The organism is Aminobacter sp. J44 (assembly GCF_007829415.1).
GTDB lineage: Bacteria > Pseudomonadota > Alphaproteobacteria > Rhizobiales > Rhizobiaceae > Aerobium.
The window spans coordinates 73,589-88,760 of sequence record NZ_VLJG01000078.1; the positions used below are offsets into that span (position 1 = coordinate 73,589).

The following is a 15,172-nucleotide window of genomic DNA, read 5'->3' on the forward strand; positions in this document are numbered from 1 at the left end:
GCGATTTTGTCCTGTGCCAGATTGTGTCACCACACGGCCTAAAAGTCCGTTAGCGGCGCCTCCATGGCTTCCACAGCAAGCCGCGTGCCACCGCACCCACGCGTTTCATATCGGACCATCGGCGCTGGCACGGTCGTTGCTTGAACTCGTGAACGAGGTTCAGGAGCTAATCATGCAACGTGGCGAAAAGCTGCCCATTCTGGGCGTCGGCGTCAATGCGATCGATTACGACGGCGCGGTGAAGCGGATCATCGAGGCCGCGAAGCTCGGAAAGCCGTTTTCCGTCACCGCTCTTGCTGTCCACGGGGTGATGACGGGTCTGCAGGACCACACACATCGCTATCGCCTCAACCGGCTGAACCTTGTCGTTCCCGACGGCCAGCCCGTGCGCTGGGCACTGAACCTCCTCTACCGCGCAGGCCTGAAGGACCGCGTCTACGGCCCGAACCTGATGCTGCGCGTCTGCGAGGCAGCAACCCGCGAGTGCGTGCCTATCTTTCTCTACGGCAGTCGCCACGAGGTGATGTCGCGCCTGGAGAAGAACCTGCGCCGGAAATTTCCCGGCATCCGTATCGTCGGCACCGCCACCTCGCGCTTCCGTATGGCAAATGATGAGGAAAACGCTGAGGTCATCGCCTCCATCCGCGAAACCGGAGCAAAGATCATCTTTGTCGGCCTTGGCTGCCCGCGCCAGGAGGTTTTTGCCTACGAGAACGCAGAAGAACTTTCCTGTGCGGTGATTGCAGTCGGCGCGGCGTTCGACTTTCACGCCGGCACCCAGCCACAGGCGCCGCGCTGGATGCAGGATCGCGGCCTCGAATGGCTGTTCCGGCTGATGTGCGAGCCCCGCCGCCTCTGGCGCCGCTACATCATCCTCAACCCGCTCTTTTGCTGGAATCTCGCGCGCCAGTGGCTGTCACCCGAGGTATTCCGGCCGGAGGACGACCTGAAGCCCTCCCGCCGCCAGAACTACGTCTGACCTTGGGGCGCGGGCGAGAAATGGCGAGCACCAACACGACACCATCGATCGCGCGGCCGAAGGCACCGCTCGGCATCGGCGCGGTCGTACTGTCGTTCGTTGACCAGGGACTGCACAGCCTCGGCTCGCTCGTCCTTTCTGCATTTCTGATCGCAGGAACCGATCCAGCCACCTTCGGTCGCTTCGCCTTCGTGACGACCTGCGCGTTGGTTGCCGCCAGCCTGCACTATGGCGCGATCGGGGTACCGCTGCTCGTTCATGTCCGGCAGGCTCATGCCGCAGACCGAATGCAGCAGCTGGCGATCCTGCGCAGTGTCGACCTGCGCTTCCGTGCAGCAGCCGCACTTGTTGTGGGGCTGGCCGCCTTCTGGGCCAGTGGAAGCATCGCGACCGCGTTGGCTGGGGCGGCTTTCGTAGTCGCCTGGCTTGCGCGCGAAACCCGCCGCAACCTTTTCTATCTCGAGGGAGACAGCCGGTCAGCCGCCCGCTTCGGCGCGACATCTTTTGTGCTGCTCCTGCTCGTCTATGCCATCCTTTTCTATCTGGAGCGCTCTGAACTTGCCGCGCTCATGGCCGCGGCGCTGTCGACCGTGCTTGCCCTTGCGGCCTTCCCCGCTCGTCACGAGCGGAACGATGCAGCCATCACCGGCCTCCTGCAGCGCTACCGCCAAACCTTCCCCGGCGCGGGCTGGTCGCTGCTGAATTCCGCAACGAACGAGGCTCAGACGCGCGCGCATGTGCTCGTCATCCAGCTTGTCCGTGGCGCGGATCAGGTCGGTCTGATCGAGGCGGGCCGCATCCTCTGGGCGCCGCTGCAGCTCATGGGCTCGGCCTGGCAACGCGTTGCCCAGCCCCGCATCGCCGGGCTCGTCGAAGCCGGCGACCTTGCAACCGCCCGTTGGCTCACGCTGGCTGGTATCGGCCTGATGGTTGCCGCCACCGCCTTCTGCGGCGGCGCGATCGCCGCGCTCTGGCCGCTAATCGAACGGCACCTGTTCGCTAAGTTCAGTGACATCGGCCCTCTGGTCGCCGGATGGGGATTCGTCAGCCTGCTCGTCCTCAGCAACTGGTCGCTTGTCGTCTTCCTGAACGCGACGCGCCGCTTTCGCCTCATCGCAATGGTCGGCATCGCAGCGGCAACCGCGACGACCGGGCTTCTCGCCGCTCTCGCCTTCGATGTCGATCTGGTCATCGCGCTGGTGGCGATGGCCGTGGTGCAGCTCGCCATGCTCACCGCCTTCCTGCTTGTGGGTCTCAGAAACGTGGCGATGCCTCTCGGAGGGTCGCGCCCATGATGTTCTCGATCATCATCCCGACCCACAACAGCAACGCGACACTGACGGTCGCACTGCGCTCCTGTCTCAACCAGACCTTTGGTGACTTCGAGATCATCGTCATTGATGATGCCTCTCAGGAGCCCGCTGCCAAGATATGCGAAGGCTTTGCAGATCCACGCATCGTGTGCCTGCGCAATGGCTTCAATATCGGCGCCTCGGCCTCCCGCAACCGCGGGCTGGAAGCGGCACGCGGCGACTATGCCGTCTTTCTCGACGCCGACGACGTCTACCTGCCCAACAAGTTGGAAGTGCTGTCGCGCGCCATCGCGATTGGGCATCCCGACGTCCTGCTCCATCGCCAGTATCGTCTATTTAAGACGCAGGAAGGCGCAGCCTCCTGGTCTGAGCTGCCGACCCGCAGCCTTGAACCCGGCGAGCCAATCGAGGAATTCACCTTCCGCGCCGGCGAGTACTACAACATCAACGTCCTGTGCGTGCGCCGCCGGATATTCGAAGTAACGCGATTCCGGCCCGGTATGCGGATGCTCGAGGACCAGGCTTTTGTCTTCGACTGCGTCCGCGCCGCGAAGACCGTGGCAGTGCTCGACGATCTGCTTGCCGTCTACGTGGATGATAGCCGGGCTGGCCGAGCCTCCAGGCGCCACCGCACCCCCGAGGATTTTCGCGCTTTTCAGGACTACGCGCAGAACCACCTAACCGTGCGCGGCCAGGCACTGATCGACGCCACCATCGCCTCGGAACTCAGCATCTTCAGCCATCCGCTGAAGGTGACGGGTGCCCTCTGGCGTGGGTACCGGGCGGGTATGGCCTTCCCGCGGCTGCTCTTCTACGGCTTCCGTTCACTCGCGGGCGCACGAATTTCAGCCGTTCTGCTGGACCTTGCCCGGAACTCCACCCCTGCATCGTCCTCGCCCAAGTGGATGTCCCTGCTGCACCCGTCTCAGGAGGCTGAGATCTCATGAATGCACGCACATTCTTGCTTCCCAGCCATGTTGTAATCGCAGCCAGTTCATCGGAAGCCCAAGCCCTACAGCTGGCTCTTGCGCGCCTTAGCAGCCCGGTTGCGTCGCTCATACCGGTGTTGATGCTTGGCTATGTGATGATCATCTGGCCCCTGGTCTTCGGCGGTGGCGACTATTCGCCGATCGAGGTCCAGGCGGGCTGGATGGCGCCGCTGCCGCCGGATGCGGGCGAGCGCTCTCCGCTCAAGATGATCGCCTACCCGCTGCTGTTCGTGCTGGCGGTGATTTCCAGTATTTTCACTGGCTCCTATCGCAGGCTCCCGTTCGACAATCCGGGCATCGCAGCAGTTGTTGGGGTGATCGCCCTTGCGGTCGCCTCCGCATCATGGAGCCTGTTTCCTCAATTCACCTTCATGCGCGGCGCGCTGCTCGGCATCATCTCGACGACGCTGATCCTATCCGTCTACTCAGCGCATTCGTTCCGGGTGATGATGCTCGGTCTGTTCGCCGTGGTCGTCGTGGCGATGGCGCTCAATCTCGTCTCCGTAGCAACACAGCCGCCCGGACCGATCGGTCACACTGGCATCTACCCGCAGAAGAACGTGTTTGGCTGGGTCTCCGGCGTCATCCTGTTCGTAGGGCTCTACCACCTGACCTTCGGCGGCCTCCTCCAGCGCAGCATAGCGCTCGCCATGATCGTGGCAGCCCCCGTCTTCCTGATCCTGTCGCAGTCAAAGACGTCGCTCGGCCTGTCGCTGCTGGCACCTGTTGTGGGCCTGATGCTGCTCTACCCTGCGCGGCGGATGCTGATCTCGCCGGCCATCGTTGTCTCAGCCGGGGTGCTGCTCGCGGCGCTCGTCTACTTCATCGGCGAATCGGCCGGCCTCTGGACCTTCAAGTGGCTCAGCCAGAAGCTCCTTGGCGATCCGACGCTAACCGGCCGCACCGACCTCTGGGACTTCGCGGCGACGCTGATCGCGGCCCAGCCCTGGCTAGGCTATGGCTACGAAGCAGTGTGGGGCCTGGGCTACGATGGCCTGCCTTACAGGATGACGCTGGGCTTTGCCCGCGTGGCGCCTACCGGTCATAACGGCTACATCGACATGCTGCTACATCTCGGCCTGTTTGGCTTTGCGCTGAAGGTGACCTTCCTGCTCGCCGCGCTCACGGCTGCGGGGCGGCTTGCCCGGCGCGATGCGCGGCTCGGCTGGCTGTCGCTGACGATCGTCGTCTTCGTCCTGCTGCACAACAACCTGGAATCGGACATCTTCATCTCGTCGAACCCGCTCTGGATGCTGATGCTGCTGTTCTTTGCCATTGGCCTGCGGGTTTCCTCTGCGCGCTAGTCGGTCACGGCCAGCCCGTTTCCTTCGGCCAAATAGCAGAAGGGCGCGGCATCGCTGCCGCGCCCTTTCCGCATCTTCCGCTCTCCAGCGAACCTAGCCTGCCTGGCGCCAGCGCTGATGGTTGGCGGCGTAAATCTCCTCGAGGATCGCGCTGACGTCGTGGCGGATCGACCAGTTCGGATAGTGTTCGCGGAACCGGCGCGTATCGGAAATCCACCAGATGTGGTCGCCAGCGCGGTTCTGCTCGCTGTAGGTCCAGTCGAGCTTCTTGCCGGTGATCTGCTCACAGATCTCGATCGCTTCGAGCATCGAGCAGTTGCAGTCGCGCCCGCCGCCCATGTTGTAGACCTCGCCTGAGCGCGGGGCCTGGAAGAACTCCCAGAACGCCGCGATCAGATCGGCGCTATGGATGTTGTCGCGGACCTGCTTTCCCTCGTAGCCGAATACCGTATAGGGCGTGCCGGTAGCGGCGCACTTCATCAGGTAGGCGAGGAAGCCGTGCAGCTGCGTGCCGCTGTGCGACGGGCCGGTCAGGCAGCCGCCGCGGAAGCAGGCGGTCTTCATGCCGAAATAGCGGCCGTACTCCTGCACCAGCACGTCAGCTGCCACCTTCGAGGCGCCGAACAGCGAGTGCATCGAGCGATCGATCGACATCGTCTCGTCGATGCCGTGCTCGAAATAAGTGTGATCTGACGCGATCTCCCAGCGCTTTTCAAGCTCCACCAGCGGCAAGCTGTTCGGCGTGTCGCCATAGACCTTGTTGGTCGAGGTGAAGACGAACGGCGCGTGCGGGCAAAAGCGCCACGTCAGTTCCAGCAGGTTGAGCGTCCCGTTCGCATTGATGGTGAAGTCCGCATGCGGGTCGCGCGCCGCCCAATCGTGCGAAGGCTGCGCGGCCGTATGGATCACCAGCCTGATGTTGCGCTCATAGGTGCGGAAGACCTCCTCGAGCTGTTCGCGATCACGGATGTCGAGGTTCGCATGAACATAATTCGGCAGGTCCTGGATCAGACGCTCCCTGTTCCATGCGGTGGAGGCCTCGGCGCCGAACAGCCTCGCGCGCATATCGTTGTCGATGCCGACAACGCGGAAACCGCGCGCCGAGAAAAAGCGCGCGGCTTCCGAGCCTATCAGTCCGGCTGAGCCGGTGATGAGGACGACTTGTGGCATATGCCCTTCCCTACTCTGCGGCGATGCGGCGCTGGGCTGCGCGCATCAGAAGTTCCTCGAAGTATTCGATGGTCTTCATCAGGCCGTCGCGCAGGTCGACGCTGGGCTCCCAGTCCAGCATTGCCTTGGCCTTGGAGATGTCCGGCCGGCGCTGCATCGGATCGTCCTTCGGCAGCGGCTTGTAGACGATCGGGGAACGCGAGCCGGTCAGCTCGATCACCAGCTTTGCGAGCTCGTTGATGGTTACTTCCTGCGGATTGCCGATATTGACCGGCATGCCATCGCTCTGCGGCAAATCCATCACCTGCACCAGCGCGTCGAGCAGGTCATCGACGTAGCAGAAGCTGCGCGTGTGGTTGCCGTCGCCGTAGACGGTGATTGGCTGGCCGGTCAGCGCCTGCATGATGAAGTTCGAGACGACACGCCCGTCTTCGGGGAGCATGCGCGGGCCGTAGGTATTGAAGATGCGGACGACGCGCGTATCGACCCCATGAAGCTGGCGGTAGCTGTAGAACAGGGTCTCGGCAACGCGCTTGCCCTCGTCGTAGCAGGCGCGCGGTCCCATCGTGTTGACGTTGCCGAGGTAGCCCTCGTGCTGCGGCGAGATGGTTGGGTCGCCGTAAACCTCGCTGGTCGAGGTCTGCAGGATCTTCGCCCGCGTACGCTTGGCGAGACCCAGCATGTTCAGCGCGCCGTTGACCGACGTCTTGATCGTGTGGATCGGATCGAACTGGTAGTGCACCGGGCTCGCCGGACACGCCAGGTTGTAGATCTCGTCGATCTCGCAGAACAGCGGCACGGTCACATCGTGACGAAGAAATTCGAAGCGCGGATGGTCGCGCAGATGCTCGATGTTGGCGCGCGATCCTGAAAAGAGGCTATCGGCCGCGACAATCTCTACATCGGGGTCCGATGCGAGAAGCCGGTCGCAAAGATGCGACCCGAGGAAACCGGCTGCGCCGGTCACTAGGATGCGCCGCTGCGACTTTGTTGTAAATCCGGACATGACTGCTCCGACTGAACTTGGATGGACCCCCGTCCCTCCGATCCTGTCCAAGCATGAAGCGTGCCAACCCGGATTTTGGCCCCGCCCCAATCGTTAACGCGCCCGCGTCCCTTCCTGTGGAATCGCACCTGAACCGGATTGAAACACATCGCGCCATTTCGGGATGGCCCTGCCGATGCGTTACCACTTCCGGGTGATGTTTCTGCGTAAGCGTCGCACAAGGAATCTTGACGCGAATCAATCGGATACATACAAAATTAACTATAGGCGGGCTTGAGCGGTTTGGGTGATTCGCAGTCGAAAGTCGTAACAGGACTTTCGTGTCTTCTGCAGATTCCAGCGTGCGCTTCGGTCTGATTGCAGCCTGTACAGGACTGCCGTCTGCAGGTCTTTACCCTGTCGCCATCCGTTAGTTCGTCCGTATCCGCGTCTGTTGTCCAGCCCGCGTTCGCGCGTGGCTGCGATTGGATTCGTGCGTGCGAAATTCACCGCTCCGAGCCGGTTTACGGTTGGGGCAAGGCATAACAGGTCGGCTTTGGGCCTACGGAACCGATCAGATGGCTTATGCAGCACCGATAGTTGAGACCCAGGACGCGAATGCGCCGGTGACTTCACGTACCGGGCTCGCGCGATTCATGCGTCGCATCTGCGCCGAAATGGGAGCGCAGCGGTACATGCTCGTTCAGCCCTCCGTCGAGCGAGGCCCGAAGTCAGTCAGCATCATCACGTCCAACTGGGTCTTCGATGCGCTCGAGGACCTCGGCAGCGAGGGCATCGCCCGGATCATCGAAAGCGGCGTCGCAGTTAGTGCCGGCGCGCGCGCACGGCCTCTGCTTGCGGCAAGCGCCACTTTCCTTACGGCCGAGGAACGTCGAGCCCTGCGCGACCACGGACATATCGAGACGCACTGCCGCCGCCTCGTTGCGGACGGCGTCAATGTCTACGCCCTGTTTTCCAGCGAAACTCCCGGCGCGATCAGCGGTGCGGCCCTGTCGCGCGCGCACATGAAATGTGGCTACGCGCTGGTCCAGTTCTTCGCTGCCACCGGCGGACGCGCTTCAGCAGATCCGCTGTCTGAACGCGAGCGCGAATGCCTCATGTGGGTCTCGGAGGGCAAGACGACCGACGAGGTCGCGCTGATCCTGGGCGTGTCGTCCAACACCGTGAACAGTTACATCGCGCACGCGATCCAGAAGTTCGGCGCCAGCAACCGGGCTATGGCGATCGCGACGGCGATCAGGAGCGGCATCATCTGAGTCCCTGCGGGGGCACGGAGCGAGGGGATTTTGGGGATGCTAAGCCTGGTTTCCAGTAGTCAGCCATCGGCAACGTCGAACGATGAAGGCGAAGCGCGCTCGCTGATCGATGCGGTCAGCATGTGCCGCAACATTGCCGGCCGTATCGGCGCCGAAAGCTTCAGCCTGTTCTTCACCGCGGTTCACGGCGAGGCCCGCCGGCTGGTTCCGGTGTTCGACGAAACCTTCCCGGGCGTGTCGCCGGTGACACGCCGGCTTTCTGGTCCGGACACAACAGACTTCGTGCGCCTCGTCAGCACGACGACCTGCCCGCTATGGTGGCGCGGAAACGGTGCGCCGACATTCCTCGACGCGCAGGCGCGCGTCTGGACGCGCGAGGTGGCGCCGTCGCTCACCAAACAGTCGGGGATAGCATTCCCGGTCGCAAATGACCGCCGCCGGCTTGGTGCCATCATCTTTACCGGCAACGAGATGAAGCTAGACGAAGAATTGCTCTGCGACACGCACGCGGAATGCTTCGACCTCTTCGCTCAGGTCGCGAAGCTACGCGAGCAGGAATGCAATGCGCAACGGCCGATGTCGAAGCGTGAACTCGAGTGCCTGCGGCTGVCCGCCAACGGCCTCACCAGCGATGAGATCGCGACCGCACTGGGTCTGTCGGTGCACACGGCGAACCAGTATCTGACCAATTCGACGCAGAAGCTGAACGCGATGAACCGTATCCACGCAGTGGCCAAGGCTCTGCGCAGCGGCATGATCGCCTGAGACGTGAATTCTCTACAGACGCGACGCGCCGCCGCCCTCAGTCGCGGGCGCGTCAGTCGAGTGCAGGAGCCAGCGGCGCACTCTTGCGCACCCGCGCATGTTCAAGGGCTTCCCTGAGGAACCTGTTGTTCTCTTCCGGGTCTTCCGACGGGTTTTCAAACCAGACGTAGTGAACCTCGACTGACGCAAACTCGTCGGCCAGCGTCAGCTGGAAATAGACGGTCGCGCCTAGAGGACGCAGCTCCAGATCAAGCACGATCTTCGGCGCATCTTCCCACGTTACCATCGCCTCGCCGCCATGACCCAGGGTCAGCGTACCCGGCTGGAAATAGAGTTCGGCAGCCGCATCGACGAGATCGGCAACGCTTGCGAAGCGCTCGAGGCGGATGAAGGCGATGTAGTCGGCTACATCGACCATGCGCAGTTCGCTGACAATGTCGGCAATGGCCTCGGCGACGATCACTTCCCGGGCTAAAGAGTATGGCTGACGATTCATCGCGTCACCTGACCAGTCCTTGAACCATTGTTTGCGTAAAGCAGCCGAACCAGCTCAGCCACCGCCTGATAAAACTGTGCTGGGATCACACTACTCACCGAAACTTGATCGTACATGGAGCGAGCGAGCGCGACATCCTCAAAAACAGGAATTTCGTGCGCTTCCGCGATCTCGCGGATCTTCAGGGCGATGAGATCCTGCCCCTTTGCGACGACAACCGGCGCCGGCGTCTCGTCACGCACATATCGCAGCGCAATCGCGTAGTGGGTTGGGTTCGCGATGACGAGAGTTGCCTTTGGCACGTCCGCCATCATGCGCTGGCGGGCGCGATCTCTTTGCAGCGAGCGCAGGCGCGACTTCATGATCGGGTCGCCTTCCGCCTGCTTCATCTCGTCCTTTACTTCCTGTTTCGTCATGCGCAGGTCGCGCCGCCAGCTGAAGCGGGACCAGACGAGGTCGGCAAGTGCGATCACCACCATCACGGCCGTGATCGAGACCAGGATCTGAATAGCGATCTCGCGGATCACCGAAGCGAAGGCCTCCGGCTGCGTGCCCATGCCGGACAGGAGCTGCGTCTGCGCCTCACTGAGGCCGAGGCCGACGACCGTGCCGGCCAGGATCAGCTTACCGATGGCCTTGCCGAATTCGACGAAGCCCTTCTTGCTGTAGAGCCGCTTCCAGCCGCCGATAGGCGAAATGCGCGAAAATTTCGGCTGAATGCGGTCGAGAACCATGCTTGGCAGGTTCTGGGCGAACGACGCGGCGAGACCTGCAAAGATCAGCAGCGCCATCAGGCCAGCCAGCAGCTTGGCAATCTCCAGGAAGACCTGGCGGTAGAGCAGGATCGCATCGTACTCCGTCTCCAGCGACCACGCCTCTGGCCGCTCCAGGAACATCGACAGGAAGTTGGCTAGTTCGATCGCGCGCGGTTGCGCAAGAAAGATGGTGAAGACCAGGATCGCGAGGAATGAGGCGACAACAGGCACTTCCTTGGCAAAAGGAAGCTGGCCCTTCTCGATAGCGTCACGGACTTTCTTTTCCGTGGCTTCTTCTGTTTTGCTGTCGTCGTCCGACTCTTCGCTCAAGTGCGGCCTCGTGAGTCAGTGGATGAACGCAGACGTTCAAACTACGCTGCAACCGCCGATGGTCTTGCTATGCGGATCGGGAACTTCTTCCGGAACCGGCAGCGATGTCGGTTCCGGGTCTTATTCAGGCAGCATTTTGCATTTGCGGCAGGTCGATCACGCCATTTGAGGCGAGACTGATTGCCGTACCGGCAATACGCTTGCGTGCCTGCGAGATTTCCGCAGGTGTCGCGGCGTCCGACGGGATAGAAAGCTCGGCCTCGATGAGGCGGCGAGCACGGGCGCCAAGTGCCGAAAGCACTGCCTCGACGAGTTCGGCGGGTGCATCGCGGAGCGCGAGGGTGATCATTTCCGTCGACATACCGTCGAACAGCGTGACGCGCGACTTCTGGTCGAGCAGCACGATATCGTCGAAGGTGAACAGCCGCGCCTTGACCTCTTCGACGCCATCGACGCCGCTCTGCTCGAGGTCAGAGACAATTTCATCGAGGACCTGCTTGTCGAGCGCGTTGAGGACGCTGGCGACCTTCGCCTGACCTGCCGACGCGTCGCGCGATCGCGACTCGGTAAGCATGCGGGCACGCAGCTGGTTTTCGACGAGCTGCTTCGCAGCCGGCTGAACCGTCGTCATCGCCAGCATGCGCTTCAGGATTTCGGCGCGGGTCTTCTTGTCGAAGGTGACGAGGACGTTCGCGGCGGCCTCTGAATCCAGGTTCGAGAACACCATCGCGATCGTCTGCGGATGCTCGTCCTTGATCAGTGCCTGCAGGCGCTCCGGCGCCAGCTCGGCCAGGTCCGGCCAGATCGGCGGAGCCTCCTGGCTGATCAGGGACGGCTTGCCCCAGCCCATCAGCGCGCTGATTTCTTCCGCCGACAGAGACTCGTTGATGATGGTGTTCATCTGGTCGGCCGAATCCAGCAGGCCGGCGCCCTCGGTGAACTCCTCCTCGAACTCCGCGACGATGTTTTCCAGCTCGCTCTGCGGGATGGTCCGCAGCTGGCGCGCAGCGTCGATGAGAGCCTTCAGCTCTTCGTGCTTGAAAAAGCGCAGCAAACGTCCCGCCGAAGGCTTGCCCATTGCAACCAGTACGGCGGCAGCTTTCTGAGCCTTTGTCAGCTTGCCCTCAAGGCTCATCCCCGACCCAGTCCCTGATTCGTCATTATTAAGTTTATATCGGCTAGGCGGGCTTCGCAGCCTCGATGATCTGAGTCAGCTTGATGCCGAAGCGGGACGGGTCGTGCTCGAGCACCGTGATTTCGCCGCAGGCGATCCTGCGGCCGTTGACGACGACATCAACCGGCTCGCCGACACGGCGGTTCAGCGCCACCGTAGAACCTTTTTGCAGCGCCATCAGCTCCGCAACTGCCATTTCGGTGCTGCCAAGCACAATCTGAACGTCAACCGGGATGTCCATGATGATGTTGGCATTGCCGTGCTGAGGTTCTGCAGATGGCTTCGCCTTTTCCACAGAATCATCATCATGAAGGACGCCGCGGAGCTCCTCGATCGCCTTGTTGAGCTCCAACTCCTGCGGATCGGCATCACCGCCGACACCGAGCGAACCGAAGTCGAAGGGCTCCGAGCTACCTCCCAGGTCACCGAGATTGGCAAAGTCTGGAGTTGTCGTGCTCATGTTCAGTCTCCTTCCGGCTAACTGCCGCTGGCCGTTCTATTGCTTGGCAGGAACCAGCCCGGCCATGAATTCCTTACCCGCATCGTAAGGCTCGATGATCTGCACCGTGTACTTCTCGCCCAGGCGGCCGAACTCGCAGGTAAACAGCGGCTTGCGGCGAACCGACAGCTTTGTGCTGGTCGGCGCCGTTTCCGGCATTTCAATCACCTGGCCAACGTAAAGCTTCGTCAGCTCGCCGAGCGTCATGCGCGCCAGCGGAACCGTCGCCTCCAGCCTGACCGCCGAGCGCATCACCTCTTCGCTGAAGCGCTCGCGCCAGACCTCGCCCGGCGTATCCTCCGGCTCCGGCCGCGCCTTTTCACCGGGCACGGTGTCGCCGCGGTGCAGGAGAAGGACGCGCTGCGGCATCATCACCGTGAAGCGGCCTTCGCCCGAGGGCGCAATCATCGTGAAGGAGATGCGCACTGCCGGCCCGTCGCGGATGATCAGCTTACGCAGGTCCTTGCCGGAAATGGCCGATTGCATCGGAAACTTGATCGAGAGGGCGCGAACCCCCGAGCCGTTCAGCGCCTTCGCCGCCGCCTCGAACACGACCGAGGCGAGTTCCAGTTCGATGCTCGTGAGCGGCCGGTCGATCGGCATCACGGGGGTGTTCGGATCACCACCAAAAAGCGCGCTGACCAGCAGCGCGATGGCATTGGAGTCGGCAATGAGGATCAGCGCGTCCGGCGAGGTCGCGGACGAAGCGACCACCAGCGCATCATTCTCGATGCCCGGACGCTTTGCCTCCGCCATGCGCGAGATGGACACTTCGTCCATCTCGATCTCGATCGGGTAGGAAACCTGCTCGTTGAGGCTCTCGCGGATCGCCGGCAAGGCGCGCAGCCCGAGCGAGCGGGCAGCCTTGAGCAGATGATCCGGTTCACCGGTTGCGCCGATCAGGCGCTCGACAATCGGATTGCGGGGTGCCGCTGTTTCGTTGCCGGTAATCATGGTCTCGTCTTCCGCTTCGCTGTCCATCAGGCAGCGCTACGATGTTCGAGGGCTAGGAGGGTGCTCTGTTCCACCGCATCGATCGACGGACGGTCGTGGGCCGAGATTGTCTTGCGGCCGAATTCCAGGGCCACCTGCGGCAGCGAACCGTTCATGTAGGCCAGCAGCGTCTGCTTGACGATGATGTAGAGCCGGTTCTGCTTGTCGCGCACCATCTTCACCTTCTGCGCGATCGGCGCGACGATGCCGTAGCTGAGGAAGATGCCGAGGAAGGTACCGACCAGCGCCGCGCCCACCAGTCCGCCGAGGATTTCGGGCGACTGGTCGATTGCGCCCATCGCCTTGATCACGCCAAGCACTGCGGCGCAGATGCCGAGCGCCGGGAAACCGTCGGCCATGGTGACGAGCGCATTGTAGGACTTCAGCTTGTCGTGCTTGATGGTGTGGATTTCCTCGTCCATCAGCGCTTCGACCTCGAAGGGGCGCGCATTGCCGATGATGATGATGCGGCAGTAATCGCAGATGAAGTTGGTGAGGTCCTTGTTGGCAAGCACCAGCGGATAGGCTTGGAAGATCGAGGATTCCTCGGCGTTGTCGATGTGGGCTTCGACTTCGTTCTTCGACTTGGTGCGCAGTTCGCGCATCAGGCTGTGCAGGACGCCAAGGGTTTCCAGATAGTGCTGCTGGGAGGGTACAGCCTGCGCGAAGGCTTCCTTTATGGCCTTGCCCGTGTCCTTCACCACCCCCATCGGGTTGGCGACCAGGTACGCGCCGACACCGGCGCCGCCGATGATGACGAGCTCCCAGGGCTGCATGAGCACCTCGAGGTGGCCGCCCATCGCCATGAAGCCCCCGAGGACGCAGCCGATCATGACTACAAATCCAATAAGTATGCCCACTGTCGCACCCTCTGCTGCTCCGTGACCTTGTTCACTACCGGCCATGGCTTGCGCGAGGCTTGTTCCCGGGCGGTTCTAATGCAGCTGGCTGCGTTCAGCTTCACGCAAGCATTTGCATGTAGCGTTGCACCGTCCATTCCTATGCTTGGGGGCACCCGTGGTCAGTACCTATGCGAGTTACAAACTCATTACCCGCGACATCGACACGGCCATTTCGCGCGTCGAGAAGCAGCCGACCGTCAAGCGTGAGACGGAATACTTCCTCGCAAACATCGGCAACGTGAAATCGGTTGACGAGTTCGTCAGCAACACTCGCCTGTTCAAATACGCCATGAAGGCGTTCAACCTCGAGGACATGGCCTACGCCAAGGCATTCATGAAGAAGGCTCTGAACGAGGGCCTTTCCGATCCCGACAGCTTTGCGAACAAGCTGACCGACAAGCGCTACGCTGAATTTGTCAAAGCCTTCAACTTCGCCGCATACGGTGAAGACGCCACCACCTACGTTGCCGCGCGCGATGCGACCGTCAAGAACTACATGTCGCGCGCGACCGGCGACGGGCTGTTCCCGCCAACGGAATCCGCGAAGCAGGAGACCGCCTATTTCGAGACGAACATCGGCAAGGTTCAGTCCATCGACGACCTTCTTGATGACGCTCGCCTGCTTGACTATGCGCTGCGCGCCTTCAACCTCGAAAAGGAAACGTTCTCACGCGCCCAGCTGTTCGACATCCTTTCCGGCGGCACGACCGACCCGGACAGCCCTGCCAACAAGCACAGCAACGAGAACGTCAAAAAATTCGCGGCGGCATTCGATTTCGCGACGCTTGGCGAGAAGACTACTACCTACGTTGCGGCCAGGGATCTGACGGCTTCCAAATATGCGCGCCAGACCCTAGAAGAAAACGCAGGAAACGAAAATGAAGGCGTGCGCCTTGCGCTCTACTTCCAGCGCAAGGCGGCAGACATAAAGAACTACTACGCTATTCTCGGCGATAGCGCGTTGTCGAAAGTCGTGCGCACCGCGCTCGGCCTGCCAGATGCCATCGCGAATGCCGACGTCGATCAACAGGTTAAACTGCTCCAGAAGAAATTCGATATCGAGGACTTCCAGGATCCCAAGAAGGTAGAGAAGTTCCTCGCCCGCTTCACAACGATGTGGGAAATCGAAAATCCAACGACATCTGTTCAGTCACTGACCCTGAGCCTGTTCAACAACTCAAACTCGTTCGGCATCTCGCCAGACACGATGCTCGCCATCGCGACGCTCAAACGATAGGAAT

General features: G+C 61.8%; 15 protein-coding genes. 7 read left to right on the top strand and 8 right to left on the bottom strand.

Annotated features, from left to right (window positions below; all coding sequences use genetic code 11):
• The first annotated feature begins 172 nt into the window (after positions 1-172).
• The 4 genes from L610_RS19055 to L610_RS19065 all read left to right on the top strand — a co-directional run bounded on the left by L610_RS19055 (position 173) and on the right by L610_RS19065 (position 4,585).
• Positions 173-979, top strand: coding sequence for a WecB/TagA/CpsF family glycosyltransferase (locus tag L610_RS19055; protein WP_198019540.1), 807 nt, complete (start codon positions 173-175; stop codon positions 977-979).
• 20 nt (positions 980-999) lie between these two features.
• Positions 1,000-2,274, top strand: a complete 1,275-nt coding sequence (locus tag L610_RS20275) for a lipopolysaccharide biosynthesis protein (RefSeq protein ID WP_186441622.1) — start codon at positions 1,000-1,002, stop codon at positions 2,272-2,274.
• On the top strand, positions 2,271-3,239 hold the full coding sequence (locus tag L610_RS19060) for a glycosyltransferase family 2 protein (RefSeq protein ID WP_024847976.1): 969 nt from the start codon (positions 2,271-2,273) through the stop codon (positions 3,237-3,239). Before L610_RS20275 ends, L610_RS19060 begins: the two co-directional genes overlap by 4 nt.
• A gap of 137 nt (positions 3,240-3,376) precedes the next feature.
• The gene (locus L610_RS19065; protein ID WP_186441624.1) at positions 3,377-4,585 is read left to right on the top strand and encodes an O-antigen ligase; all 1,209 of its coding nucleotides are present in this window, start codon (positions 3,377-3,379) and stop codon (positions 4,583-4,585) included.
• Positions 4,586-4,678: 93 nt separating this feature from the next.
• Here the strand turns inward: L610_RS19065 and L610_RS19070 are convergent, their stop codons facing one another.
• Entirely contained in the window at positions 4,679-5,755 is a 1,077-nt protein-coding gene (locus tag L610_RS19070) for an NAD-dependent epimerase/dehydratase family protein (RefSeq protein WP_144706954.1), read from the bottom strand.
• A gap of 10 nt (positions 5,756-5,765) precedes the next feature.
• Positions 5,766-6,761, bottom strand: a complete 996-nt coding sequence (locus L610_RS19075; protein WP_024847973.1) for a UDP-glucuronic acid decarboxylase family protein — start codon at positions 6,759-6,761, stop codon at positions 5,766-5,768.
• A 674-nt stretch (positions 6,762-7,435) separates the two neighbouring features.
• Between L610_RS19075 and L610_RS19080 the strand changes: the two genes are divergently transcribed.
• Positions 7,436-8,017 carry a helix-turn-helix transcriptional regulator gene (locus tag L610_RS19080; RefSeq protein ID WP_246659061.1) on the top strand — a complete coding sequence of 194 codons (582 nt, stop codon included), beginning with the start codon at positions 7,436-7,438 and terminating at the stop codon, positions 8,015-8,017.
• A 36-nt stretch (positions 8,018-8,053) separates the two neighbouring features.
• The gene (locus L610_RS19085; protein WP_144706958.1) at positions 8,054-8,782 is read left to right on the top strand and encodes a helix-turn-helix transcriptional regulator; all 729 of its coding nucleotides are present in this window, start codon (positions 8,054-8,056) and stop codon (positions 8,780-8,782) included.
• A gap of 52 nt (positions 8,783-8,834) precedes the next feature.
• Here the strand turns inward: L610_RS19085 and L610_RS19090 are convergent, their stop codons facing one another.
• The 6 genes from L610_RS19090 to motA form a co-directional block, all read right to left on the bottom strand.
• Positions 8,835-9,278 carry a hypothetical protein gene (locus tag L610_RS19090; protein ID WP_024847970.1) on the bottom strand — a complete coding sequence of 148 codons (444 nt, stop codon included), beginning with the start codon at positions 9,276-9,278 and terminating at the stop codon, positions 8,835-8,837.
• Positions 9,275-10,363 (bottom strand): flagellar biosynthesis protein FlhB, encoded by a 1,089-nt coding sequence (gene flhB / locus L610_RS19095; protein WP_024847969.1) that lies wholly within the window; start codon positions 10,361-10,363, stop codon positions 9,275-9,277. The genes L610_RS19090 and flhB overlap by 4 nt, the downstream gene beginning before the upstream one ends.
• A gap of 124 nt (positions 10,364-10,487) precedes the next feature.
• Positions 10,488-11,498, bottom strand: a complete 1,011-nt coding sequence (locus L610_RS19100; protein ID WP_024847968.1) for a flagellar motor switch protein FliG — start codon at positions 11,496-11,498, stop codon at positions 10,488-10,490.
• 43 nt (positions 11,499-11,541) lie between these two features.
• Positions 11,542-11,997, bottom strand: a complete 456-nt coding sequence (gene fliN / locus L610_RS19105) for a flagellar motor switch protein FliN (protein WP_024847967.1) — start codon at positions 11,995-11,997, stop codon at positions 11,542-11,544.
• Between the two features lie 36 nt (positions 11,998-12,033).
• The gene (locus tag L610_RS19110) at positions 12,034-13,017 is read right to left on the bottom strand and encodes a FliM/FliN family flagellar motor switch protein (protein WP_051473168.1); all 984 of its coding nucleotides are present in this window, start codon (positions 13,015-13,017) and stop codon (positions 12,034-12,036) included.
• Positions 13,017-13,889 (bottom strand): flagellar motor stator protein MotA, encoded by an 873-nt coding sequence (motA, locus tag L610_RS19115; protein WP_024847965.1) that lies wholly within the window; start codon positions 13,887-13,889, stop codon positions 13,017-13,019. The genes L610_RS19110 and motA overlap by 1 nt, the downstream gene beginning before the upstream one ends.
• A gap of 157 nt (positions 13,890-14,046) precedes the next feature.
• Between motA and L610_RS19120 the strand changes: the two genes are divergently transcribed.
• Positions 14,047-15,168: a DUF1217 domain-containing protein gene (locus tag L610_RS19120; RefSeq protein WP_024847964.1), complete on the top strand. Its 1,122-nt coding sequence runs from the start codon at positions 14,047-14,049 to the stop codon at positions 15,166-15,168.
• Positions 15,169-15,172 lie beyond the last annotated feature (4 nt).